Raw genomic sequence first — 22,812 nt, 5'->3', positions numbered from 1 at the left:
TTTTCGGCAAGGACGCTGTTTGATGCTCAATACCCTGCAAAACACGCCTCTGTGGGTTTACGCACTATTTTTGCTGCTCTGTTACTACGGCATCAAAGCCCTCTCCCCGACCCGTGAACGCAAAATTTCATTGCTGATCACTCCGCCGATTTTGTTGGGCTGGTCGCTGTATTCGCTGAATCTCACGCTCGATCCGTCACTATCAATCAGTTGCTGGTTGGCTACGGTGATCGCGGGTTGCGGCGTCGCACTGCTGATTTTTTCCCGCGAGGGTATCGAGCTGGATCAATCGCAAACTGCACTGATCGTGCCGGGCACCGCAAAAACCCTGGTGCTCTACCTGCTGTTTTTCATTGTTAACTATTACTTTGGCTATCAGGCCGAGGTTGATCCAGAACACTCGGCGACGCTGTCGATGGTTCTGCTCAAGGCCTGCGCATCAGGCTTTGCCAGTGGTTTGTTCTGTGGGCGTTCGATCAGGTTTTATCAGATGTTCCGATCCTTGGTAGGAGCGAGGCTTGCCCGCGAAGAACGATAACGCGGTACGACAGACGGACCGCGTCATCGTTCTTCGCGGGCAAGCCTCGCTCCTACAGGGGATTCGAGGCAGGTCTTTTGTCCAACATCCGTGACAACGCCGCCCCGGTCCAATAGATTAAGCGGCCTGAAAAGGCCCAGCGCTTTCTCGCCTCAACCCAAGTTTAAAGAAGTAGTGAAATTTCAATGTCCGATTCCAATACCGCTGAATCCGTAGTCACCTTGTCGTCCAAAGCGGAATACGAAAACTCCATCAATCTTTCACAGCACGTGCCCCAGGCCAAGACCATCAGCGAGATGGTCCTGGATGCTTTCCAGTCCACCCGTGAAAGCGATCAGATCCGCGAGCTGCGCGCCGCGATTCGCCAGGCCCACGACCGCTTCGACGACGACAAAGCCTACGAATTGATGGGCGAACTCAAGCAACTCAAGGACGCCGAAGCTGCCGACATCGCGGCCCTCGAAGACCTGAGCAGCAAATTCTCGATCAGCCGCATTCTTTCCAGCTTCAAGGACGATCCGGCGTTTCAGGAAATCGTCTACGGCTTGGCATTGAAGGTGCTGAACCAGACGCATCAGGCCATCAGCAACCCGGCCAGCAGCAAAAGCAAAACGGCCCGCGCCAAGAAAGAAGTTGAAGTGTTTACCATCAGCAAGGATGGCGTGAGCGTCACCCTGCCGCTGCGTACACCACGCTCGCGCCTGAACGTTGACCGTGAAGCGCTGGAATTCCTGGGCTTCACTTTCGTTGGCGAGGGCGATGAAGCCGAGCTGGAAAGCGAGACGTTCCTGGACAGCGCCGGGACAGAACAAGCGGTCAACCGCAAAAACATCATTACCGCGCTTCAGCAGCAAACCGCATTCGATGGCTACAGCATCGCCGCGCAGTAATACGATCCATTGTGGCGAGCGAGCTTGCTCCGGGCGGCGTTCCGACGTTGGGCTGCGTAGCGGCCCCAAGAATCTGACTGCAATTGTCGATTTTTGTGAGTGCTACGCACTCAAGCGGGACGGTGCGGCGATCCGACAAGCTCCCTCGCCACAGGTACCTCACTTGCACACTTGAGAGCCCCGCCCTAGAGCGGGGCTTTTTATTGCCCGCGATTCCGCTAAAAGCACGATTACTCTCACAGTATCGACACCCGAATAAACACTTCCCTTAACCCTTGAGCACCACGGGTCCGCCTGCGGGGAGCGTCATCTCACTTTCCAGCTCAAGACTTCAGTGGTGCGATTGCTGAGGTCATCATGCACACAACCCCTTTGTACCGTCAGTTAGCCAACCACTACCTCGACGCGATCCGCAGCGGCACCTTGAAAACCGGTGAACGCTTCCCATCCATTCGGCTGATGATGGAAAAACACGCGGTCAGTCTGTCGACCGCCGTGCAGGTTTGCCGGGAGCTCGAGGACTATGGGGTTCTGGAAGCCCGCCCGCGCTCCGGTAACTACATTCGCCAACCGGACACCTTGCCCAAAACTGTGGTGTCCACTCCCCCGCCCCTCGACACCGGCGCCTACCTCGGCATTCACGAGCAGGTGTCATCAGTGCTCAAGGCCAGCCAGCGTGCGACGATCAAGGTCAATTTCGCCAGTGCCTATTGTGCGCCGGAGCTCTACCCGTTGAAGATTTTGCAGGAGCATATGATCAAGGCGCTGCGTCAGGACCAGCATTTGTTGGGTGTTCAAGGCTCGACCGGCGGCAACCTCGCATTGCGCAACATCCTGGCGCGACGGGCGCTGACCACCAAAGCCAATTTGACTGCCGAGAAGATGGTGATCACCAACGGCGCGACTGAAGCGATCAACCTGGCCTTGCGCGCGGTTACTCAACCCGGCGACACGGTGGCCGTGGAGTCGCCAACCTTCTACGGTTTGCTGCAAATTCTCGAGAGCCTGAACCTGCGGGTACTGGAAGTCCCGGCAACGGCCCACTCGGGCATCAATCTGTTCGCACTGGAACAGCTGCTGCAAAGCCCTGAACGGATTCGGGCGCTGATCGTCATTCCCAATCTGCAAAACCCACTGGGCAGCATCATGCCCGACGCCAACAAGGCGCGGCTGGTGCAACTGTGCGCCGAGCACGGCACCGTGCTGATCGAAGATGACACCTATGGTGACCTGGTGGATACCGAGCAGCCGTTGTCCACGCTCAAGCACTGGGACTGCAGTGACAACGTGATTTATTGCGCCTCTTTGAACAAAACCCTGGCACCGGGCCTGCGCCTGGGCTGGATCAGCGCGGGAAAATGGCACGAGCGCGTGGAAATGCTCAAACACACTCAGACCCGCGGCTGTGAGACGTTGTCGCAACTGGCGGTGGGTGCGTTCATGAAGACGCCTTCCTACGAGCGTTACCTGCGTCGTCTGAGGAAAACTCTGACGCAACAACGCCAACAGATAAGTGCAGCGATCACCCGCTACTTCCCACCCGGTACCTGCGTGACGGACCCTCGGGGCGGCACATTGCTGTGGGTGGAACTGCCCCGACACTATTCGGCAATGGCGCTTTTTCGGGAGGCGTTGAAGGTGGGTATTCAGATTTCCCCTGGGGATATCTTTTCCAATACACAGCGCTTTGACCACTTTGTGCGGATTGGGTGTGGTGCTCCGTATTCGCCGAAGATAGATGAGGCGTTGGCGACCTTGGGCCGTTTACTCGAAAACCAGCGTTAACCACAACCTCTGTAGGAGCAAGGCTTGCCCGCGAAGAACGATAACGCGGTCATTCAGGAGAACCGCGTTATCGTTCTTCGCGGGCAAGCCTTGCTCCTACAGGGAATGCGTTCAGGCCGGGGTTTGGTGCAGGCAAATGATATGCGGGTCGCCATTCCAGTGCGGGAATCGCTCGGCGATCAACGGGTCATGACCGGGAATGACGTGGTCTTCGCTGTCAGCCAAACGGTCGATTTCGATAAACGCTTCAAGCGTCTGCGCCAGATCATCCAGAATCGGAAACGGACTGCGCTGGCGAATGTTCGCCCACAAATGCGCAGCATCCGACGCCAGAACAATCCACCCGCGTTCGGTGTTCACCCGCACCACCTGGCTGCCCGGCGTATGGCCGCCCACCGGGTGCAGCGTCACGCCGGGAATCACCTCGACCGTGCCGGTATGCAGGCGCAACCGGCCTTCAAACAGCGGTGGCAGCGCCGACATCACATCTTCGACCTCGTAGGTTTTGTTCACCGTACGATGGGCCATTTTCGGTCCTGTGCAGAAGCGCAGCTCCGCTTCCTGCAGATGCACCGTGGCTTTCGGAAACAGCCCCAGGTTGCCGGCATGATCCCAATGAAGATGCGTGAGAATCAGGTTCTCGACCTGCGCCGGATCAATGTCCAGTTGGCGTAGGGATTCTTCCGGCAGGCGATACATCTGACGGTTGCGCCGATCCGCTGTAGCCGGTTGAAAACAGGTGTCGACCACGATGACTTGCTGCTCGTTGCGAATGACCCAGAAGTAGTAATCCAGTGGCATCGACGCATTGGGATCACCGCAGCAGGCGTCGTAAAGAAAGTTCTCCCGGGCGGTGCGTTGGGCATTGGCGCCGACACGGATGGCAAACACTTCGTACACAGGAACGGACATTTTCACCTCCTGAATCAGGCCACGGCCGCCGCTTTGAGGGTCGGACGGAAGTCGAAATCGATCTCGTCGGTAATCCCCAGATCCTGCGCCAGACGATGCAGGCCGCTGTAGTCACGCATGATCGTGGCGTTCTTGTTGCTCTCCCGGGTGTCGGCAATGATCAGCGCCGCATCCTCGACGCCGAGCTGCGTCAGGATCGCCTCCCACATCGAGTAGTCCTGAGCGACAAAGGCACTCAGCGCCACCGACAACGTCTGTGCGAAAAATGCCCGCTGGGTCGGCTGCATGTTCGCGTACATGATCTTCGCCACTTCAGCGAGAATCTTGCTGTGGGCGTACTCGTCGCGGTTATGCAGTTCGGCCACGCGGCGATTTTGCGGTTGAATCGTTTGATCGTCGGCCAGCAGATCCAGGTAAGCGTTGACGCTGATCTCGGCCACCACCGCAAAGGTGATCGCCGCCAAGTCTCGCTGCCACTGCTCGGGCAACTCCTCGCGCAGCGCGACAAGGCGCAGATAGGTGACCGAGGGCGGCAACTCCAGATCCTGATCGAGTGCGCGGTCCTCTTTGGTTCGCTCGATGGCGCGAAGATGCATGAGCGTGTGGTAGTGCTCATCGATCAACGTCTGCTGCATCGCCTCGCGAAAATGCCAGTCGTTTTTACCCAGGTACTGATTGGCGATGACGCTCAGCGCCGGGTTTACCACGTGCTCTTCGGCCGTGACCGTACGCAGGTTGTAGCCAATCCAGCCCCAGGTCACCACGGTGCTTTTGAGCTCATCGCTCAGGGCCTGGAATTTCGGGTGATGGAAGAACGGCACCATGCACTCCGGATAATCCGGGCGTGCCGGATCGAACGCTTCGCTGACCGAGGCCTTGTCCGGCGCACACACCGTGGCCCTTTTGGTCCAGGCCTGATTCAGCCGCACGACCAGTTGGTGATCGACCTTGGCGATCTCGATTGCTGTTTGCATGACGCGATACCTGTAGGACGCGTACCCGCCGAGGGGTACGCCAATGGAATAGTGAGCGACGGATGAATCAGGCCAGCCAGTAGCGGGTCAGGTTTCGCGCCGGGTCAGTGTATCGACTGCGGGCGTGGATCATTCGCCAGTTGTCCCAAATCAGCATGCACCCGTCGGGAATCAGCACCGGCGTGTTGTGCTGTATGAAATATTCCTCGCCGAGCAGCGCGAACCTGGCCAGGGGCGATGAACTGCTCGCCACCTTCGATTGCTGCAAATCGTCCTCGGAAGGATTCACATCGCCGTAGTGAAACTGGTTGTAGCTGAAGCGGAAAATGTCCCCGTCCTCTGTAGGCGTCAGGATGTACTCCTTGACCCTGGTTTGCGCCGCCTCACCCGGTTTGGCGGTGGCGACGAACTCTACGGGAGTCTCGTCGATCCATTCACGCAACTCGGGATCGGCGCTTTCCAGGAACCTCAGGAGCTCATACCCATCCACCAGCCCCGTATGCCCGCCACCACAGGTGGCCTGATGATGACAATGCAATGCCAGATAACGCGGTGGTGGCCCATAGACCGGCGCTTCGGTGTGCGGGCCGATGCCGTTCATGCTCTGGGAGTACGGCAACGCTTCATACCCCGGCTTGCGGGTAATGGCGAACGCCGTCTGCCCGTTGAATTGCGGAATGATCTGACCGAACTCCTGCAGCGTGCCGACGACATCGTAGGCAAATTCGGCGGGGGTCAGCACCGTCCAGCCACGGGACGACAACTCATCATGGCGGTGGCCCAGTGAAACGTAAGGTGTAGACGCAACAATCCCTTGATCTGACATGGTGGTGTTCCTGGCGGTTTATCAGGCGTTAACGGTTGAGGTGTAAGCGGCAATGAATTCGCGACAGGCGTTGCCCGGTCGATAGCGCTGTTCGTCGATGCTCTGCACGGGGGTGATTTCGGCGGCGGTGCCCGTCAGAAAACACTCATCGAATTCGCCAAGTTCCGTAGGAAGAATCGTGCGCTCGACCACCTGGTAATCCAGCGCCCCGGCCAATTCGATAACGGTCTGGCGGGTGATGCCATTGAGGAAACAATCGGGCAGCGGCGTGTGCAGCGTCCGGCCCTTGACGAAGAACACGTTGGCGCTGGTGGCTTCGGCGACATGGCCGCGCCAGTCAAGCATCAGCGCGTCGTGATAGCCGTTGTTTTCCGCATCGTGCTTGCTGAGTGTGGCGATCTGGTAATGCCCGGACGCCTTGGCTTCGAACGGGCTGCTGCTGGGTGGCGGACGACGCCACTCGGCGGTCTTCAAGCGAATGCCGCCCATGTGCCCCGCCGGGTCGAAGTAACTCGGCCATTGCCAGCAGGCGATCGCCACGTGCACGCGGTTGAAACGGGCCGAGGTCGAGATCATTTCACTGCCGCGCCACGCCACTGGCCGCAGATAACCGTCGACCACGTTGTTGCGTTGCAGCAGTTCATGGCTGGCCGCTTCCAGTTCGGCCAGCTCATAAGGAATCGCGAAATCCATCAACTGTGCCGAGCGATACAACCGCTCGCTGTGTTCGCGCAGTTTGAAGATCTTGCCGTTGTAGACACGCTCCCCTTCGTACACGGTGCTCGCGTAATGCAAACCATGGGTCAGCACATGCAAGCGCGCCTCGGACCACTCGACGAACTCGCCGTCGAGCCAGATAAAACCCTCTCGCTGATCAAACGGAATGCCGCTCATATCCCTATCTCCTGATGAATTTTCCTACGCCGTTTCGAGCAGGACCGGTATCAATTCGGGCGCTGCAACAGGCTCCGGCTGAAAGAAAAACGAACGTTCGCCAAACGCCGGTCGCAACTCATCGAACCAGGTCGCCTGCGGATCGAATCGCGCATAGAAGGTGCGCAACACCCACTGCGGATCGCGCGCCTGAAGAAACTGCAACACGAAGACTTTTTCCCCCGCCACGGTCTCGATGCCGTTGATCAACACCTTCCCGTAAAACGTGCTCATGGATGGCCCGCGCACCGTGCGCGCCAGCCCGGACACCGTTCGGTAAGCCGCCTGGAAAATCTCGAACGCCCGCGCCAGCGGCATCGCGAAGTAGTGACTCGGCCCGGTATCGCGCTCGACAAACATGTAATAAGGCACCGCTCCCAGCCGCACGCCCTCGGTCCAGAGCGCCGCCCAATCGGCGGGGTTTTCGTTGATGTGGCGGATCACCGGCGCCTGCATGCGCAAGGTCGCCCCGGTGGAGCGAATGCGTTCGACAGCCTGGCGGGCGATGTCCTGGCGGATCTCCACCGGGTGGTTGTAGTGCCCCATGATCGACAGGTGTTTCCCCGCTGCGACAATCCGTTTAAACAGCTCCAGCAGTTCCGGTGCGTCCTTGTCGCTGACAAACCGTTGCGGCCAATACGCCACGGACTTGGTGCCGATGCGGATGCTTTTGAGGTGAGGCAGTTCCAGCAGCGGCTCGATGTACCCCGCCAATGACCGAGTGTTCATGATCATCGGGTCGCCACCGGTGATCAGCACGTCGGTCACCTCGGTGTGCACCCGCAGGTAATTCACTAGCTCCTGGGACTCACGCGCGTTGAACTTGAGTTCTTCCTCGCCGATGAACTGCGCCCAGCGGAAACAGAACGTGCAGTACGCGTGACAGGTCTGACCGGCTCCGGGGAAAAACAGCACAGTCTCGCGGTACTTGTGCTGTATGCCCGGCAGGACTTTTCCGTCGAGGGTCGCACCGTTGTGTGTCAGCTGCCCGGCCGGATGCGGGTTCATGCGCAGCCAGATGGTTTCGATCCGACGTTTGATGGCGACGGCGTCATCGCGCTCGATCACCTGTTTAAGCGACGCGTACTCGTCCGGTAGCAGCATGTCCTTGTGGGGGAAGGTCATGCGGAAAATCGGGTCATCCGGAATGTTGTTCCAGTCGATCAGCGTGCCGAGGACATATTCATTGGTGCGAAACGGCATGACCCGGGCCACTACGGTCATGGCTTCCTGCAACGCTGGCGTCAGTTTTTGCCAGTACGGCGTGTCGCGAATGGTGCGTGAGTTATAGGGTTTGTATCTTTCCTGCTCCGACAGTCCCTGCATGGCAGCGCTCCTGGTGATTGCCTGGCGGCTTTTACTGAATGGCCGGCGCTACGCGCTCTATATCCATCCAGGCTCGGACGCTGTCGCGATCCCATTGCCGGCGCACATACGCCGCGAGCCTCGCAGGCACCCGATCACCATTGGCGACCAGTCGGTTGAGCATGATTGCCAGGTCCGTGTCGGCGATGCTCCAGTCACCGAACAGGTGATCGGCGCCCTCCTCCAGCAACCGGTCCGCCACAAAGAACAGTCGGTCGACAGCGGCCAGCGCCTCGTCGGACAGGGGGTTATCTTTCTTGCCGAAGTAAATGAGGTCTGCGGGACGCTCTTTGCGAATGACCAGCAGATCACTGCGCAACCAGGCCTGAAGTTGACGGGCGCGGGCGCGTTGCTTGATGTCCAGCGGGAACAACTTTGGATGCCCCGGCGCAATCTCTTCCAGATATTCGGCAATGGCCGACGATTCCGACAGTGCGAAATCTTCGTGAACCAGCGTGGGGATTTTGCAGGTTAACGATACATTGCGATAACTCGGCTGATAGTTCTCACGCGCTTTCAAGTCCAGCGTGACAAGTTCAAACGAAAGTTGTTTTTCTTTCAACGCCACACATGCCGACATTGCAAAAGCACTGACAAAATCCGCGCCAACATAGAGTTTCAGCTTCGTACTTTCCATAGAACGCTCCCTTGCTTTAACCACAATAATCCGTTGCATTGGAATCGATCGTAGTTAGTTGGCTAAGCGCTGAACAGATACAGAAATTATCTGTTTCTACGGATACAGAACTTCAAAAATACAGCGACCAGAAACAAAAAAGGGAGTCTGCGAATGCGGACTCCCTGGGGGTGACAAAGGGGAATATTGAGCGTGTCAGACCGTGGCGTCTGCCGCATTGGAGAGCTGCGCCATCTGGGGCATGTTGCTCATGTTCAGCATGGCCAGCGGTTCAGTGGCGCTGGTGTTGACGAAGCCGTGCCGGGTCCAGGCGGGCACCAGCAACACGTCGCCGGGGCTGACGTTCACGGCATCGGCATCGCCCAGGGTCAACGCGCCGCTGCCGGACTGAATGATGAACAGGTGCCACCACGAATGTGCATGGCCATTCAGCGTCGTGCCCGGTTTCAGCCATTGCATGGACACCGCCATCCCTGGCGTCAACTTGCAGCCTTCGGTGCTGTCGTCGTGAGCCAGCGCGACAATATCGACCTCGCTGTCCTTGAGCTGCTGACGCATGCCGGTAAGTTCATCATCCTTCCACACCCGGGCATTGACCGGAGGTCGGTTCAAACTCTGGCGAAAGTCCTTATATGAAAAAAACCCACCTTGAATGTTATTCATCCGCACACACCGACTTATTATCGACTTTGAGTGACCAGACACTAGGCGAACAATCGATTACTGTAAAGTCTACCAACTAACACTCACAACACCGAGGGCCGCAGCGCCACAATCATGTCAACTTCCACGGCGGCATTCTTCGGTAATTGATAGACGCCGACAGTGGTTCGGGTATGTTTCCCCGCATCGCCCAGCACATGACTGAAGACATCCGATGCACCGTTGGCGACTTCACTGAGATCAACAAAGTCCGCCGTGCACTTCACGTAAACCGTCACCCGTATCAACGACTTGATTTTGTCCAGCGAACCGATGGCATCCACGATCAGTGCCAGCCCGCGCATGGCGCTGATGCTGGCGGCCGCTTGTGCATCCGTCAGGCTGAGCTCCAGCCCGACCCTGCCCGGGTATTGCATTTTGCCGCTCATGCGCGGCACCAGACCGCTGATGTAGATTTCATCGTGATGCCGAACCAGCGGTGCGTAACGTCCGCCCACGGTGTTCTCGCCGTAGATGTCGTAGTTGAGTTCTTTCGCCAGGGCGATGAAACGTTCGTCACACGACATTTTTTGCTCAATCATTCACTCAACCCTCTTAAACCAATAATGCTTGAAACATTGATCCCGAAGGCTCAACCCACGGCTCTCGCCGGCACAGCCAGGCAAGTGACTTCGACACTCGATTCGATCGCCTCTGCCAGGCGCAGCAGGTTGTCGCTGAGCTGCCCGTAGTCTTCGCTGAACAACACGATGTGGCCGATAAACGACGTGTTGTCTTTCACCAGTGCGGTGACTGAATCACTGAGGCGCTTGGCGTACACCGCCTCGACCAGCTCGATGTTCAACTCCCGGGCCAGGGACTGGATGTCGGGTACGTAGCGCAAAAGACCGCCGGCCGGCGCCCGGAGCAGGCGAATGCCGCAATAGCCACGGGCAACGGGATCGTGATGGTCGACCTTGCCTTCAACCGCCCAGCGGACCCAGCGTTCCCATGGATCGAAATCGACAAACGCCAGACGCGCCAGGTCCCAGATGTGCATGCCGCCGGGGCGCATGTTGGTTTCCACCGCCGAGGTCAGGCCGTCGCGGCGCAGGAAGATCTCGTTGTGATAGGCACCGTTTTCCAGCGAGACCAGTCCAGACATGTGCCGACCGGCAGCCGCCAGGCGCGCCTGTACATCAGCCGCCAACGGCGCCGGCACCACTTGCTGGATTTCTGCGCGATAGGCGCCTTCGGTGGTGGTTTTCTCGGTGACCCAGGTGCTGCCCGCGACGTAATCCCAGCTGTATTCCCGGGCGTTCTGAATCAACTCTTCGAGGACGATGCCGCCTTCGCGATAGGGCTTGAGCGCCTGCCAGGCTTCGTCGCATTCGGACGGGTGGTGGATGACCCGGCAACCTCTGCTCGCACCTTCGCAGGCCGGCTTGATGAAGGCTTTGCCGCCCAGTTCGACCACCCGCTGACGCAGTTCGCCCAGGCTTTCGATACGTGTGGAAAACACGGCGCGGTAATCCTCCGGCGCTGTGTCGGCGGCCGCTTCCAGTTTGCGAAAAATCTGTTTATCAAGCCCCGCCCGCGCCTCGCCAGGGGTAATGCCGGGCAGGTCGAAATGTGTGGCCAACGCGGCACCCAGCAACACACCACGGTCGGAAAACGGCAGGACACCGATCAGCTTCCAGCAATCGGCACCCAGGCAACCGACCAGCAGATCGACAGAGTCGGCGATGTCCTGCGATGCCATCGAGGCCGTGCAGACGTGATCCGCCACCTGATCGTCATCGGGTTGAATCTGCTCCACCACCAGGATCAGCCTGGCGTTATAGAGCGTCTTGCAGAGGTCACGCAGCTTCTGGATATCGTGAACCCGGTTGCCGTTGTACCCGACCACTACTACGCATGACGTCGTATTCATGAAGCCTCCGACCTGTGGAGTAAAAAACGCAAACGCGGTGACTCAGTCGTGCAGCGACGCGTTGGCTCTACGGTTTAGCCAGTACCAGGCGAGGATGCCTCCCGCGCCGATGGCAGCCAGTACCAGGGCGCTATAGGGCGGTGGCATGACCCGCATGATCAGCACCGTCAGCCCGGCGCCGACACCCAGGGACACTTCCTTGACGAACATGTTGTTTTGTTTGACGGAGAAGTAATCGAGATAGCTGAACGCGCACTCGGCGATGGACAGCAGCGCAACCCAGATCAACGCGCCGGCGAGGGTTTCGACGTGGAACGCATCCGGCGACGAGAGCACGGCGAAGCCGCCGATGATGATCCCGATGACAGCGACCACCTTGAAGCGCCCGGTGCGCTCGATCAGTTTCATCACCGGCACCTGGGCAAACACCACCACGGCGCTGTTGAGTATCAGCATCAAGCCATACCAGGCCGGCAGTTCACCGGTCTTGAGCAGGATCGCCTGGGGCAGGATCGAGAACACACCAAACAACTTGATGCCCATGATGATGCCGGCGATCACCCACGGCAGTTTATTGCGCCAGCCACTGCCGTCATGGGTGACCGGGCTTGCAACCACCGGTTGGGTGGTAAAGGTCGCGCCCATGGCGATGGGCAGGCACAGCAGGACGAAACCTGCGGCGCCGAGGAAAAACAGGGTTGGGGTCAGCAGCGGCGAGAGCAGGATCAGCCCCGCCACCAGACTGCCCATGTTCATGGCGACGCGGTTGTAGGCCGCGCCCTCTTTGGTCTGGGCGGCTTCGCTCTTGATCAGGTAACCGGCAATGGCAATGCCGTAGGCGAACAACGCCGCGGCGAACATCACCATGCCCTGGTTGCTGGTGACCGCCAGCAACACCAGCCCGAGGGCGGCACACATGAGCGTGACACTCAGCGACCGACGGCCCAGCACCAGCAATGTCAGCGGCAGCAGCAACAGCAAGGCCCGATAACCGAGGGCGAGGATGCTGTTGGTGGCGGTGTCGAGCCAGACGTTGGCCTTGCCCAGCACGGCAAACAGCGACACGGCGGTGATGATCCGGATCGTGAACAGGCGGATGTTGATCACCGGTTTGGCGACGGCGACCGTTGTTTGAACACTCATGCAACACCTCTGGAACCAGCGACTGTTCAGGCTTCCAGCGCGAACAATCAGGAAAGTCTGTAAGGTGATGGTAGAGAGAGTCGCTTGTTTTCATCAGAGCAAGTTCGTATAGAATCAAACGAACTTTACTGCCGGAGAGACCAGTAAAATGCAGGTTCAGCGAGCAGTGATCGCCGCCATCGAGTTCCAGCCGGGAGTGCCGCTGGTCCAGCAGATCGTCGATCAATTGTCGGTGGCGATCAGCCAGGGCGGGCTGCCTCATGGCTCGCGGCTGCCACCGATTCGCGAACTCTCCGAGCTGATGAACGTGGGCAAGTCCACGGTGGTGGATGCGCTGGACCGCTTGCGCGCCAAGGGTTTGGTGGTTTCACGCCAGGGTTCGGGGCATTACGTGCACCGTTCCACCACCACGCTCAAGACCGATGCCGGCCCGGACCTGCAACCTCAAGACACACTGAGCGTGGTCCGCCGCGCGGTATTGCAGGACAACGGCTCGCTGCGCCCCGGCGCCGGGTTCCTGCCTTCCTCGTGGCTGCCGGCAGAAGAATTGTTGAAAGCCGTGCGCGGCACCCTGCGCGCCACCTCCCTGCGCATGGGCGAATACGGCGTCGCCGCCGGTTATCTGCCACTGCGCGAAGCGTTGCGGGTCAAGTTGGCGACCTTGGGCATCGAAGTGCCGGTGGACCAGATCATCACCACCGCCAATACCGTGCAGGCCATCGACATGCTGATGCGTCTGCTGGTCAAACCCGGCGACACGGTGCTACTCGACGATCCGTGTTACTTCACCATGCACACCAATCTGGCCTTGCATGGCGCCAAGGTCATCACCATCCACCGGGGCGTCGACGGCATGGACCTGGACGCCTTCGAGCAATTGCTGATTGTCCATCGGCCCGTGCTCTACATGACCAACAACACCCTGCACAACCCGACCGGGCACTCGTTCTCCCCGGCGCAGGTCTATCGCTTGCTGGAGTTGAGCCACCGTTATGGTTTTCACATCCTCGAAGACGATTTGTATTGCGACATGCAGCAACGAACCACGCCGCGCCTGGCAGCGGGCGGGCTGGACAATGTCAGTTACGTGTCCGGTTTCTCCAAAACCCTGACGGCGAACAGTCGGGTCAGTTATGCCGTGCTTTCGCCGCAACTGGCGGCACGGATGGTCACCCTGAAAATGGCCTGCGGTGGCATGACGTCGGAGCTGGCGGAGCAAATTATCTGCACGATGCTCAGTGATGGCAGCTACGCCAAACACACCCGGCGCACGGTGGATCGGCTTTACGAGTCGAGCAGTCGGGTATCGAGTTGGCTGGTGGAGGCGGGTTGTTCCGTTTCATCGCTGCCGCATGAAGGGCTGTTTACCTGGACGCGACTGCCCGAAGGGCATCATGCCGAAACGCTCGCTCGGAAGGGTCTGGACATCGACCTGGTGCTGGCGCCTGGCACCCTGCTCAGTAAAGCGCCGGACGCCAGTCACTTTCTGCGTTTCAACGTGGCGCACAGCGACAACGTTCAGGTGCGGGAGCGGTTCTTCCGCCTGCTCGACGATTACAAAAAGTAACCGCGTCACTCCCCCTGTGGCGAGGGAGCTTGCTCCCGCTGGAGTGCGAAGCGCTCCCCTGCATTTCTTCTGATACACCGCATTTACAGGCCTTAGCGACTGCTGCGCCCGAGCGCGGACCGGCCGGCGGGAGCAAGCTCCCTCGCCACAGGGATCGTGTCCGACACAGCAGTTGCTGGCCGCATGACATCTGCCGCCACCAGATCGCTACGATTGTGATCCTCGCCTCCCGCACGCTAACTTCGACGCGTCGCTGCCAATTCAGCGACCGGGCCTGATAACTCGAACACGATGTAAGCACCAATCGGAGTTCTCCTTTATGCACGCCAACAATCCGTTCAAAATTTATGCATCTGTGCCACCTTTCCCCCGTCACCTCCCAACCACAGGAGGTGCCCAATGACCAACCCACAAGACCTGGAAACCATCGGCCTCACCCCCTTCTCCTACCACGCCAACCAACCGCTATTCCGCATCAACCGTGGCGTCCCGATAATCCAGGCGCTACACCACGCTTCCGACCTGCTCCATATCGCCAAACTACTTGCATCCGACGCCGCCATGATTCGCGATAGCGACCGGCATGCCTGGGCGTCGCATTTTCTGCAGGATATGAGCAAGGCAATCATCGATGACGTGGCGAAGGTGCTCGATGCACCGTGCAACAACGGGACGTAAATGAAAAAGCCCCGTGCAATTCTTAATACACGGGGCCCTCATCGCGAAATTCCTCAGTTTTAATCAGATCAACCATTTTTTCTTGAGCGGACCAATAAAATCTTAAGATTTCCAGATCGTCTCGATTTTTTCTTAAGTGTCGTGCTCGACCTCAGTACCCGCCATGTCTTGCGCCGCTATATCAGAATCAGGGATGTCCTGAATTGACGTATTGCGCAACTTGGTCTTGCCTTCGCGTTGAGCCGACATCTCCTCGACTCCCTGCATCAGTTCTGCAAACAGGTCGCGCGCGTTCATGAGTCAGTTGCACGCTGCTCAGCTTCATAATGTCGCGTCTGAAAAGGCATAAGCGTTTGAGCCTTCAATCCAAGGCCCTCACTCAACCCCCACGAGACTGCAAGTTCATCACGGCGTCGACGCAGCGGTGCGACAGCCAGCGGTATAACCGCTTGCCTGCATGTTGAATGAGCAAAAAGCTGAAGAGCACTGAGGGCTTCCGAAACGCGGCTATCGGATACGCACGCAAAACGAGTGAACCGCTCAAGCAAGTAGCCAGCGCGTCGAAGCTCTACCTCGTCAGTATGGCAATTCAGAAAGGCCGTAACTTCACTCTCAAGATTCGAACTGGAATACCAGACCGCTTTGGCGGCGTTCACCAGCGCAGCGTCATCTGCTTGATTTAATGGATTCTTGACCAGTGTGTCCAAGGCCGATGAGAGGACGTGGCCATCAACGGGACTCTTCATCCGTACTCTCCAGGTAATCTTCCAGAATTTGAGTTAGAACCGAAGTTGGAGGCTCTTTGTTCCCAACATATACATCAATTGCCTGCAATGCCAGCCGATGGAAATCGGCACTCAGTATGAAGCCGCTCCGCAGAAGCGCCATGACATCGCTAATGTCCTGCTCGGTCGCTCTGCCCAATTTTGAAATCGCAATATCGATCGGTGCGGCAATGTGCACGTACAGAGGGGATTCAATCGGAAACTCCGCGAGCGGAATGCTGCGATCCCAATAATCCTCGTGAATGGGGCCGAAGCTGGTGTTGTATTGGAGGTCATAGTTCAGCTCCATTAGCCGACCTGACTGCTCATCTACAAATTGCTCGGGTATCTGCGCAAGCATGGTTTGAAGGTGAAGCGCTTCAGGCACATTTGCCTCGTAAATCTCCGCGTCGACGTCTGTCGAAAAACGATGATTTGTATACAGGTGAACCGCACAACCACCAAACACGATAATTTTGACTGCCCCGGGTTCTGCGCTCTCGAGTACCAGTTCCGCTTCGAGGGATTTGAACATCGAAATCAAAGCTTGGCCCATTGCTTTGCTCGTATTAACGCTCGGGGTAATTGCGTCCTGCTCTGCCATTGTCGGTCCTCTAATACTCTTGGAGCGTGGCGCGGCGCGCGAGTATTTCTGCCGCTGAATTGCGCACGTCCCGAAGTTAGAGAGGCGACTTCCGACCGACAACCTGAAAGCTTAGTGGGAAGTTTCTGCAGTTTTACTGATTGATAGTCTTCGTCTGTCAGGCCGCCATCGCGAGCGGGCTCGCTCCCACAGGGGTTTGGCGGCGAACACAAAACTGCGGCCACGCAGATTCAATTGTGGGAGCGAGCCCGCTCGCGAATGGGGCGACACGGTCCACCAGGGCACACCCAATAAAAAACCCCGCACTTCTCTCGAAGGCGGGGTTTTTCGTTACAGCATCCGACGCTTAAGGCGCGTACGTCAGCAACAGCTCGGTCGGCACTTTGAAGTCCAGGGACATCATCACGCTCAACGCGGTAATGGTGAAGATCGAGAACACGAACAGCTTGCGTGCCCAGACCGTGTCATCCACCGCCTTGTAGCCGGTCCAGGCCATGTACAGCCAGTACATGCCCATGGCCGCGGCGACGGCGAGGTAGCTCATGCCGGCGTAGCCGCTGAAGGTCAGCATCAAGGTCGCCACGAGGAAGGCCAGGATGTAGATCAGGATGTGCTTCTTGGCCACTTGAATCCCGCGCTTCACCGGCAGCACCGGAATCGATGCGGCCAGGTAATCGTTGAAGCGGAAGATCGCGATGGCGTAGGAATGCGGCATCTGCCACAGGCTGAACATCACCAGCAGCGTCAGTGCGGCCATGTCGAAGCTGTTGGTCACAGCCACATAACCGATCACCGGCGGCATCGCCCCCGACAGACTGCCCACCAGCGTGCCGTGAACCGACTTGCGCTTGAGGTACAGGCTGTAGAAACCGACGTAGATGACGAAACCGATCACTGCGAACAGCGCGGCCAACGGGTTGGCCACCTTGTACAGCAACGCAACGCCGGCAACACCCAGGACGGTCGCAAAGACCAGGGCCAGTTTCAGGGAGATCAAGCCCTGGACCAGCACCCGGTTCTTGGTGCGTTCCATCTTCAGGTCGATGTCGCGGTCGATGCAGTTGTTGAACACGCAACCGGAAGCCACCACCAGGGACGTGCCGATCATGGCGGCCAGGAAAATGGCCAGATCGACATGCCCTTTCGAGGCCAGGAAAAATCCGCCTGCCACTGAAAGCACGTTACCGAAAATGATCCCCGGTTTGGTGATTTGGATAAAGTGCTTCAAGGACATCCGGATTTACCTCACTTCGCCATCATGTTGGTGTGGATGCTGAACATGATCCACAGCGACAGGCCAACCAGCAGGACAATCACGATCGCGGCGAACACAAATGCAATCACGTTGTTGCGCTGCGCGGCGGAACGGTCCAGGTGCAGGAAGTACACCAGGTGCACCAGCACCTGGATCACCGCAAACGCCAGGACGATCCACAGGGTGAGCGATTTCGGCAGCGACGGGTACATCACCAGGCCGAAAGGAATGACGGTCAGGATCACCGACAGGATAAAGCCGATAGCGTAAGACTTGACGCTGCCGTGGCCGGCGTCGTGGCTATCGTGGGAATGAGCGTTAGCCATTTACATAGTCCCCATCAGATAAACAACGGTGAATACGCAGATCCACACCACGTCCAGGAAGTGCCAGAACAGGCTCAGGCAGCTCAGACGGGTCTTGTTGGTCGCCGTCAGGCCGTTTTTCTGCACCTGGTACATCATGATCGCCATCCAGATCAGACCGCTGGTCACGTGCAGACCGTGGGTGCCGACCAGGGTGAAGAACCCGGACAGGAAGCCGCTGCGGCTAGGACCGAAGCCCTCGGAGATCAGCATGTGGAACTCGTTGATCTCCATGCCGATGAAGCCGGCACCGAACAGGAAGGTCATGGCCAGCCAGCCCAGGACCTGGTTCTTCTTGCCCTTGAACAACGCCAGCATGGCGAAGCCGTAGGTGATCGAGCTGAACAGCAGCAGAGCGGTTTCGCCCAGTACGTATGGCAGCTCGAAGATGTCGTGGCCCGACGGGCCACCCGCTACGTTGTTAACCAGTACCGCGTAGGCCGCGAAGATCGACGCAAACAGAATGCAGTCGGTCATCAGGTAGAGCCAGAAACCGAATACGGTCATCTCGCCCGAGTCGTGGTGATGGTCATCGTGCCCATGTCCATCGACATGGGTGTGTCCAGCATTGGTCACTAAGTTCGACATGGTTTAAGCCTGTTCCAACGAGGTTTCAACACGGGTGGCGGTGGCTGGGACTTTCCCGGCCGCTACCAGACGCTTGTGCTGCTCGGCTTCGATGCGCTCGATTGTCTCGACCGGCACCATGTAGCCTTGATCATCGCGGGCAGCGTGGATCACGAAGTAGCCCACAGTGCCGACCAGGCCAACGATGGCCAGCCACCAGATGTGCCAGATCATCGCGAAACCGAACACGGTCAACAGAGCACCCATGACCAGGCCGGTCGCGGTGTTGTTTGGCATGTGGATCGGCTCGTAACGAGCAGGAGCCTGGTACGCGGTACCGTTTTCCTTGGCTTCGGTGAACGGATCGATGGTGTCTGCTTTTGGCAGCACGGCGAAGTTGTAGAACGGTGGTGGCGACGAGGTCGACCATTCCAGCGTATGGGCATTCCACGGGTCGCCGTGTTCGCACATGTTTTCTGGCTTGTTGCGGTCACGCACGCTGACGTACAGCTGGATCAGCTGGCAGGCGATGCCCACAGCGATCATTACCGCACCGAACATGGCGACGTACAGGTACGGCACCCACTCAGGGTTGGTGGTGGCGTTCAGACGACGGGTCATGCCCATGAAGCCCAGTGCATAGAGCGGCATGAACGCGACGAAGAAGCCCGAGATCCAGAACCAGAACGCTGCCTTGCCCCAACCTTCGTGCAGCTTGAAGCCGAACGCTTTAGGGAAGTAGAAGCCGAAGCCGGCGATGTAGCCGAATACCGCGCCGCCGATGATCACGTTGTGGAAGTGAGCGATCACGAACAGGCTGTTGTGCAGGACGAAGTCCGCACCCGGGATGGCCAGCAGTACGCCGGTCATGCCGCCGATGGCGAAGGTCACCATGAAGCCCAGGGTCCACAGAACCTGGCTGGTGAAACGCAGACGCCCTTGGTAAATGGTGAACAGCCAGTTGAATAGCTTCACACCCGTCGGGATCGAAATCAGCATCGTCGCCAGACCGAAGAAGGCGTTGACGCTGGCACCCGAACCCATGGTGAAGAAGTGGTGCAGCCAGACCATGAAGCCCAGGATCGAGATCGCGCCCGATGCGTAGACCATCGAGTGGTGGCCGAACAGACGCTTGCCGGTGAAGGTCGAGATGACTTCGGAGAAGATACCGAACGCCGGCAGAATCAGGATGTAAACCTCGGGGTGACCCCAGGCCCAGAACAGGTTGACGTACATCATTGGATTGCCACCAAGTTCATTGGTGAAAATGTGGAAATCCATGTAACGGTCAAGCGTCAGCAGTGCCAGGGTAGCGGTCAGGATCGGGAACGAAGCCACGATCAGGACGTTGGCCCAGGTGCAGGTCCAGGTGAAGATCGGCATGTCCATCAGCTTCATGCCAGGGGTACGCATTTTCAGCACGGTGGCCAGGAAGTTGACCCCCGTCAGCGTCGTACCCAACCCGGATAGCTGTAGCGCCCAGATGTAGTAATCCATCCCCACGCCCGGGCTGTATTGCAGACCCGACAGCGGCGGATAGGCAACCCAACCGGTCTTGGCGAATTCGCCGACGCCCAGGGACAGGTTGATCAGCACTACGCCGGAGACCAGCAGCCAGAAGCTCAGGGAGTTCAGGAACGGGTAGGCAACGTCACGCGCGCCGATCTGCAGCGGCACTGCAAGGTTCATCAGGCCGGTGAAGAATGGCATCGCCATGAAGATGATCATGATCACACCGTGAGCGGTGAAGATCTGGTCATAGTGTTCAGGTGGCAGGTAGCCAGGCGAACCCTCGGTGGCCATGGCCAACTGGGTACGCATCATGATGGCGTCGGCAAAACCGCGCAGCAGCATGACCATGGCGACGATGATGTACATCACGCCGATTTTCTTGTGGTCGACCGAAGTCAGCCACTCGGACCACAGGTAGGTCCACTTCTTGAAATACGTGATTGCAGCGAACAGTGCCACACCACCGAGCGCGATCATGGCGATGGTAATCATCACGATCGGTTCGTGGAACGGGACCGCTTCCCAACTCAATTTACCAAACATCGTTTACTCCTCTGCCCCGGCAGCTGAATGCGAGTTCATGTCCGTAGCGGCCACTTCTTTCTCTTTCTTCTCGTGGTGCACCGGCTTGCCCGGTTTCATACCTTCGTACTTGTCGACGATGATCTGGAACAGGTTCGGCGTAACCGAGGAGTAGAGCTCGACCGGGTTGTTCTGGCTCTGCTTGGCAAGCGCTGCGTATTCAGCCTGTTCAAGCTTTTTAGGTGCCTTTTTGACTTCACTTACCCAGGCGTCGAATTCTTCCTGGGTCGTTGCGGTCGCTTTGAATTTCATGCCAGTAAAACCAGCGCCGCTGTAGTTGGCGGAGATACCGTCCATTTCAGCGTTCTGGTTGGCGATCAGGTGCAATTTGGTCTGCATGCCCGCCATTGCGTAGATCTGGCCGCCCAGCGCAGGGATGAAGAACGAGTTCATCACGGCATCGGAAGTGATCTTGAAGTTGATCGGGGTGTGCGCCGGGAACACGATCTTGTTGACCGTGGCAATGCCTTGTTCCGGGTAGATGAACAGCCACTTCCAGTCCAGCGCGACCACTTCGATGGTGATCGGCTTGACGTCCGATTCCAGCGGCTTGTATGGGTCCAGGGCGTGGGTGGATTTGTAGGTGACGTAACCCAGGGCGATGATGATCAGCACTGGAACAGCCCACACCGCGATTTCGATCTTGGTGGAGTGCGACCACTTCGGCGTGTAGACGGCGTCAGTGTTGGACGCGCGGTATTTCCAGGCGAACAGGAAGGTCATGATAATGACCGGAATCACGACCAACAGCATCAGCAGCGTTGCGGTGATGATCAGGTTTCGCTCGTCCAGGCCAACCTGGCCCTTGGGATCGAGCAAGGTCATGTTGCAGCCTGACAGCAACAACGTGCCGATCAGCGGCAATAAGCCTAGTAGTCTGGGGTACCTGTTTTTACTCATCTCACGACCTCTAAAGCAGCTTGCGCAATGCAGTTGGGTTTTGATCGCCAACACTTCACCCTGCCAAGGGTTGGCATTTTCTTGGATTGAATAAGGGCTGCCCGTCGCGCGTCAGATGCTGCTCGACAAATCCTGGGCCAGCGGTGAGTTCTTATTCGAATTCGTGGTCAAAGGCCTTGTTACAGACCAATTCCATTTGGTGCGGATAGTTGGAAGGCACCGACACCAGAGGCGTCGCATGAAGCCACTCGGCCTCTCGACGTCCTATTGCTGCTCATGCACCTGAGTCAGGGTGAGCAGTGCCGGGAATTCAGTGCGGGCGATTGTAGATATGTAACGATTCATAAACCATGTCTCATCCCGAAATAATTTTTATCCATTCCAGCAACAATCCTTGACGCTTTTTGCAAAAGTGCGCCATGTTATCGAAATTGATTCTCAACAAAAACACCAAAAATAGTAGGTCTACCACACCCAGTTCAGACAGTATCGAAGGCTCTGCCATCCCCTTCGACCCTGCCCAAGCCCCCATGTGACAAGGGCTCTGGCAATTCGCCAGGGCCTGTTAAAACTGCCTGTTCCGGGTTACGGGGATGGAAATCGGCAGACGCGGCAAAAGACCAATTTCATTGCGCAGACCTGTACCAATCCGGCACGCAGAAATGCCTTGCGACACTCGTGCTGTGACAACATGTCGCACATGTGTCGCACCCCTCGTTGCCGCACATCACGATCTTTTTACCCGGCCTCTGAAATGCAAAACGCCCCGGCCCTCTCAACGAGGACCGGGGCGTTTTTTTGTGTCACGCGGCGATGGGGCGAATGACCTCAGCGCAGCTTCTTGCGGTTATGCGAAGTGAGCAGCGGCACCAGCACCACCACCAGGACAAACGCGATCAACGCCCACTGTGCCAGCGACAGACCGAGGATCGGCGGGTACGGCGTGGAGCAGAAACCGTCGACCTGGAACCCCAGCGGGAAGATCTTCGCCAACGGCAGACCGTCGACAATCGGCTGCAACACATCGATGCCGCAGCTGACCGCCGGATAGAACTGGGTATAGACGTGATGCCCGGCCACCCCGACGCCTGCCAGGGCGCAGATCACCACCAGGGTTTCAAACACCGTGATGCTGCGACGGGTGCGCATTGCCGCGCCGATGAACGCGAAGATGGCGATCAGCAGCAAGGCATAGCGTTGCAGGATGCACAGCGGGCATGGCGCCTCGCCCAGTACGATTTGCATGTACAGCGCGCCACCGATCAGCGCCAGGCAGATGATACCCAGCAACACCAGGTAGCGCCGCTCACGGCCCAACCGCATTGTTTCCTCGCTCATTGCGTTTCCCTTCTAGATATCGATTGACCGGAAGTCTACACGCTGGCCCGGACCTTGGAGAGCCCGGGACGCATGGAATAGATGTCGGGAAATAAACGATAA

Annotated in this window: 24 protein-coding genes; 5 read left to right on the top strand and 19 right to left on the bottom strand. The window is 58.1% G+C overall.

The genetic code is table 11. The features are described from left to right. Positions 1-19 precede the first annotated feature (19 nt). From KJF94_RS01705 to KJF94_RS01695, 3 genes are all read left to right on the top strand, one after another. Positions 20-538, top strand: a complete 519-nt coding sequence (locus KJF94_RS01705; protein WP_431768150.1) for a DUF6622 family protein — start codon at positions 20-22, stop codon at positions 536-538. Positions 539-723: 185 nt separating this feature from the next. Continuing rightward, positions 724-1,428, top strand: a complete 705-nt coding sequence (locus KJF94_RS01700; RefSeq protein WP_214380785.1) for a hypothetical protein — start codon at positions 724-726, stop codon at positions 1,426-1,428. A gap of 357 nt (positions 1,429-1,785) precedes the next feature. Next, entirely contained in the window at positions 1,786-3,213 is a 1,428-nt protein-coding gene (locus KJF94_RS01695) for an aminotransferase-like domain-containing protein (protein ID WP_214380784.1), read from the top strand. 111 nt (positions 3,214-3,324) lie between these two features. Here KJF94_RS01695 and KJF94_RS01690 read toward each other — a convergent pair whose 3' ends face one another. The 10 genes from KJF94_RS01690 to KJF94_RS01645 all read right to left on the bottom strand — a co-directional run bounded on the left by KJF94_RS01690 (position 3,325) and on the right by KJF94_RS01645 (position 12,578). Continuing rightward, on the bottom strand, positions 3,325-4,125 hold the full coding sequence (locus KJF94_RS01690) for an N-acyl homoserine lactonase family protein (protein ID WP_214380783.1): 801 nt from the start codon (positions 4,123-4,125) through the stop codon (positions 3,325-3,327). Between the two features lie 14 nt (positions 4,126-4,139). Then, the gene (locus KJF94_RS01685) at positions 4,140-5,099 is read right to left on the bottom strand and encodes a diiron oxygenase (protein ID WP_214380782.1); all 960 of its coding nucleotides are present in this window, start codon (positions 5,097-5,099) and stop codon (positions 4,140-4,142) included. 67 nt (positions 5,100-5,166) lie between these two features. Then, positions 5,167-5,925 carry a TauD/TfdA family dioxygenase gene (locus KJF94_RS01680; protein ID WP_214380781.1) on the bottom strand — a complete coding sequence of 253 codons (759 nt, stop codon included), beginning with the start codon at positions 5,923-5,925 and terminating at the stop codon, positions 5,167-5,169. 21 nt (positions 5,926-5,946) lie between these two features. Beyond that, a complete protein-coding gene (locus KJF94_RS01675; protein WP_214380780.1) occupies positions 5,947-6,819 on the bottom strand; it encodes a branched-chain amino acid aminotransferase in 873 nt (290 codons plus the stop codon). 24 nt (positions 6,820-6,843) lie between these two features. Beyond that, on the bottom strand, positions 6,844-8,184 hold the full coding sequence (locus tag KJF94_RS01670) for a KamA family radical SAM protein (RefSeq protein WP_214380779.1): 1,341 nt from the start codon (positions 8,182-8,184) through the stop codon (positions 6,844-6,846). Positions 8,185-8,215: 31 nt separating this feature from the next. Beyond that, positions 8,216-8,860: a glutathione transferase gene (gene yfcF / locus KJF94_RS01665; protein ID WP_214380778.1), complete on the bottom strand. Its 645-nt coding sequence runs from the start codon at positions 8,858-8,860 to the stop codon at positions 8,216-8,218. Positions 8,861-9,055: 195 nt separating this feature from the next. After that, positions 9,056-9,523 carry a cupin domain-containing protein gene (locus tag KJF94_RS01660; RefSeq protein WP_214380777.1) on the bottom strand — a complete coding sequence of 156 codons (468 nt, stop codon included), beginning with the start codon at positions 9,521-9,523 and terminating at the stop codon, positions 9,056-9,058. 83 nt (positions 9,524-9,606) lie between these two features. Then, the gene (locus KJF94_RS01655; protein ID WP_214380776.1) at positions 9,607-10,104 is read right to left on the bottom strand and encodes a RidA family protein; all 498 of its coding nucleotides are present in this window, start codon (positions 10,102-10,104) and stop codon (positions 9,607-9,609) included. A 50-nt stretch (positions 10,105-10,154) separates the two neighbouring features. After that, a complete protein-coding gene (locus KJF94_RS01650; RefSeq protein WP_214380775.1) occupies positions 10,155-11,435 on the bottom strand; it encodes an ATP-grasp domain-containing protein in 1,281 nt (426 codons plus the stop codon). 42 nt (positions 11,436-11,477) lie between these two features. After that, entirely contained in the window at positions 11,478-12,578 is a 1,101-nt protein-coding gene (locus KJF94_RS01645; RefSeq protein ID WP_214380774.1) for a hypothetical protein, read from the bottom strand. Positions 12,579-12,726: 148 nt separating this feature from the next. On the opposite strand from KJF94_RS01645, the gene KJF94_RS01640 reads away from it, so the two are divergent. Beyond that, positions 12,727-14,145, top strand: coding sequence for an aminotransferase-like domain-containing protein (locus KJF94_RS01640; protein ID WP_214380773.1), 1,419 nt, complete (start codon positions 12,727-12,729; stop codon positions 14,143-14,145). A 399-nt stretch (positions 14,146-14,544) separates the two neighbouring features. Further along, on the top strand, positions 14,545-14,823 hold the full coding sequence (locus tag KJF94_RS01635; protein ID WP_214380772.1) for a DUF3077 domain-containing protein: 279 nt from the start codon (positions 14,545-14,547) through the stop codon (positions 14,821-14,823). 132 nt (positions 14,824-14,955) lie between these two features. Here KJF94_RS01635 and KJF94_RS01630 read toward each other — a convergent pair whose 3' ends face one another. The 9 genes from KJF94_RS01630 to KJF94_RS01590 form a co-directional block, all read right to left on the bottom strand. After that, the gene (locus tag KJF94_RS01630) at positions 14,956-15,120 is read right to left on the bottom strand and encodes a hypothetical protein (RefSeq protein WP_214380771.1); all 165 of its coding nucleotides are present in this window, start codon (positions 15,118-15,120) and stop codon (positions 14,956-14,958) included. Then, entirely contained in the window at positions 15,117-15,569 is a 453-nt protein-coding gene (locus KJF94_RS01625) for a hypothetical protein (RefSeq protein WP_214380770.1), read from the bottom strand. The genes KJF94_RS01630 and KJF94_RS01625 overlap by 4 nt, the downstream gene beginning before the upstream one ends. Next, a complete protein-coding gene (locus KJF94_RS01620; protein WP_214380769.1) occupies positions 15,553-16,191 on the bottom strand; it encodes a DUF6036 family nucleotidyltransferase in 639 nt (212 codons plus the stop codon). The genes KJF94_RS01625 and KJF94_RS01620 overlap by 17 nt, the downstream gene beginning before the upstream one ends. A 346-nt stretch (positions 16,192-16,537) precedes the next feature. Further along, a complete protein-coding gene (gene cyoE, locus KJF94_RS01615; RefSeq protein WP_214380768.1) occupies positions 16,538-17,425 on the bottom strand; it encodes a heme o synthase in 888 nt (295 codons plus the stop codon). Positions 17,426-17,436: 11 nt separating this feature from the next. Beyond that, positions 17,437-17,772 carry a cytochrome o ubiquinol oxidase subunit IV gene (gene cyoD, locus KJF94_RS01610; protein WP_084320724.1) on the bottom strand — a complete coding sequence of 112 codons (336 nt, stop codon included), beginning with the start codon at positions 17,770-17,772 and terminating at the stop codon, positions 17,437-17,439. Next, on the bottom strand, positions 17,773-18,399 hold the full coding sequence (locus tag KJF94_RS01605) for a cytochrome o ubiquinol oxidase subunit III (protein ID WP_008010573.1): 627 nt from the start codon (positions 18,397-18,399) through the stop codon (positions 17,773-17,775). 3 nt (positions 18,400-18,402) lie between these two features. Next, positions 18,403-20,433 (bottom strand): cytochrome o ubiquinol oxidase subunit I, encoded by a 2,031-nt coding sequence (gene cyoB / locus KJF94_RS01600; RefSeq protein WP_214380767.1) that lies wholly within the window; start codon positions 20,431-20,433, stop codon positions 18,403-18,405. 3 nt (positions 20,434-20,436) lie between these two features. Beyond that, positions 20,437-21,372 carry a ubiquinol oxidase subunit II gene (cyoA, locus tag KJF94_RS01595; RefSeq protein ID WP_214380766.1) on the bottom strand — a complete coding sequence of 312 codons (936 nt, stop codon included), beginning with the start codon at positions 21,370-21,372 and terminating at the stop codon, positions 20,437-20,439. 828 nt (positions 21,373-22,200) lie between these two features. Next, positions 22,201-22,710, bottom strand: coding sequence for a disulfide bond formation protein B (locus KJF94_RS01590; RefSeq protein ID WP_214380765.1), 510 nt, complete (start codon positions 22,708-22,710; stop codon positions 22,201-22,203). Positions 22,711-22,812 lie beyond the last annotated feature (102 nt).

The organism is Pseudomonas hormoni (assembly GCF_018502625.1).
Lineage (GTDB): Bacteria > Pseudomonadota > Gammaproteobacteria > Pseudomonadales > Pseudomonadaceae > Aquipseudomonas > Aquipseudomonas hormoni.
Note: the sequence above shows the minus strand (reverse complement) of the source record. Positions and strands in the feature narration are given on the sequence as shown.

What these genes read in the sequence shown, in the direction of transcription:
- KJF94_RS01700 (WP_214380785.1), top strand. Translation starts at nt 724, where the DNA reads ATGTCCGATTCCAATACCGCTGAATCCGTAGTCACCTTGTCGTCCAAA.
- KJF94_RS01695 (WP_214380784.1), top strand. Translation starts at nt 1,786, where the DNA reads ATGCACACAACCCCTTTGTACCGTCAGTTAGCCAACCACTACCTCGAC.
- KJF94_RS01690 (WP_214380783.1), bottom strand. Translation starts at nt 4,125, where the DNA reads ATGTCCGTTCCTGTGTACGAAGTGTTTGCCATCCGTGTCGGCGCCAAT.
- KJF94_RS01685 (WP_214380782.1), bottom strand. Translation starts at nt 5,099, where the DNA reads ATGCAAACAGCAATCGAGATCGCCAAGGTCGATCACCAACTGGTCGTG.
- KJF94_RS01680 (WP_214380781.1), bottom strand. Translation starts at nt 5,925, where the DNA reads ATGTCAGATCAAGGGATTGTTGCGTCTACACCTTACGTTTCACTGGGC.
- KJF94_RS01675 (WP_214380780.1), bottom strand. Translation starts at nt 6,819, where the DNA reads ATGAGCGGCATTCCGTTTGATCAGCGAGAGGGTTTTATCTGGCTCGAC.
- KJF94_RS01670 (WP_214380779.1), bottom strand. Translation starts at nt 8,184, where the DNA reads ATGCAGGGACTGTCGGAGCAGGAAAGATACAAACCCTATAACTCACGC.
- yfcF (WP_214380778.1), bottom strand. Translation starts at nt 8,860, where the DNA reads ATGGAAAGTACGAAGCTGAAACTCTATGTTGGCGCGGATTTTGTCAGT.
- KJF94_RS01660 (WP_214380777.1), bottom strand. Translation starts at nt 9,523, where the DNA reads ATGAATAACATTCAAGGTGGGTTTTTTTCATATAAGGACTTTCGCCAG.
- KJF94_RS01655 (WP_214380776.1), bottom strand. Translation starts at nt 10,104, where the DNA reads ATGATTGAGCAAAAAATGTCGTGTGACGAACGTTTCATCGCCCTGGCG.
- KJF94_RS01650 (WP_214380775.1), bottom strand. Translation starts at nt 11,435, where the DNA reads ATGAATACGACGTCATGCGTAGTAGTGGTCGGGTACAACGGCAACCGG.
- KJF94_RS01645 (WP_214380774.1), bottom strand. Translation starts at nt 12,578, where the DNA reads ATGAGTGTTCAAACAACGGTCGCCGTCGCCAAACCGGTGATCAACATC.
- KJF94_RS01640 (WP_214380773.1), top strand. Translation starts at nt 12,727, where the DNA reads ATGCAGGTTCAGCGAGCAGTGATCGCCGCCATCGAGTTCCAGCCGGGA.
- KJF94_RS01635 (WP_214380772.1), top strand. Translation starts at nt 14,545, where the DNA reads ATGACCAACCCACAAGACCTGGAAACCATCGGCCTCACCCCCTTCTCC.
- KJF94_RS01630 (WP_214380771.1), bottom strand. Translation starts at nt 15,120, where the DNA reads ATGAACGCGCGCGACCTGTTTGCAGAACTGATGCAGGGAGTCGAGGAG.
- KJF94_RS01625 (WP_214380770.1), bottom strand. Translation starts at nt 15,569, where the DNA reads ATGAAGAGTCCCGTTGATGGCCACGTCCTCTCATCGGCCTTGGACACA.
- KJF94_RS01620 (WP_214380769.1), bottom strand. Translation starts at nt 16,191, where the DNA reads ATGGCAGAGCAGGACGCAATTACCCCGAGCGTTAATACGAGCAAAGCA.
- cyoE (WP_214380768.1), bottom strand. Translation starts at nt 17,425, where the DNA reads ATGTCCTTGAAGCACTTTATCCAAATCACCAAACCGGGGATCATTTTC.
- cyoD (WP_084320724.1), bottom strand. Translation starts at nt 17,772, where the DNA reads ATGGCTAACGCTCATTCCCACGATAGCCACGACGCCGGCCACGGCAGC.
- KJF94_RS01605 (WP_008010573.1), bottom strand. Translation starts at nt 18,399, where the DNA reads ATGTCGAACTTAGTGACCAATGCTGGACACACCCATGTCGATGGACAT.
- cyoB (WP_214380767.1), bottom strand. Translation starts at nt 20,433, where the DNA reads ATGTTTGGTAAATTGAGTTGGGAAGCGGTCCCGTTCCACGAACCGATC.
- cyoA (WP_214380766.1), bottom strand. Translation starts at nt 21,372, where the DNA reads ATGAGTAAAAACAGGTACCCCAGACTACTAGGCTTATTGCCGCTGATC.
- KJF94_RS01590 (WP_214380765.1), bottom strand. Translation starts at nt 22,710, where the DNA reads ATGAGCGAGGAAACAATGCGGTTGGGCCGTGAGCGGCGCTACCTGGTG.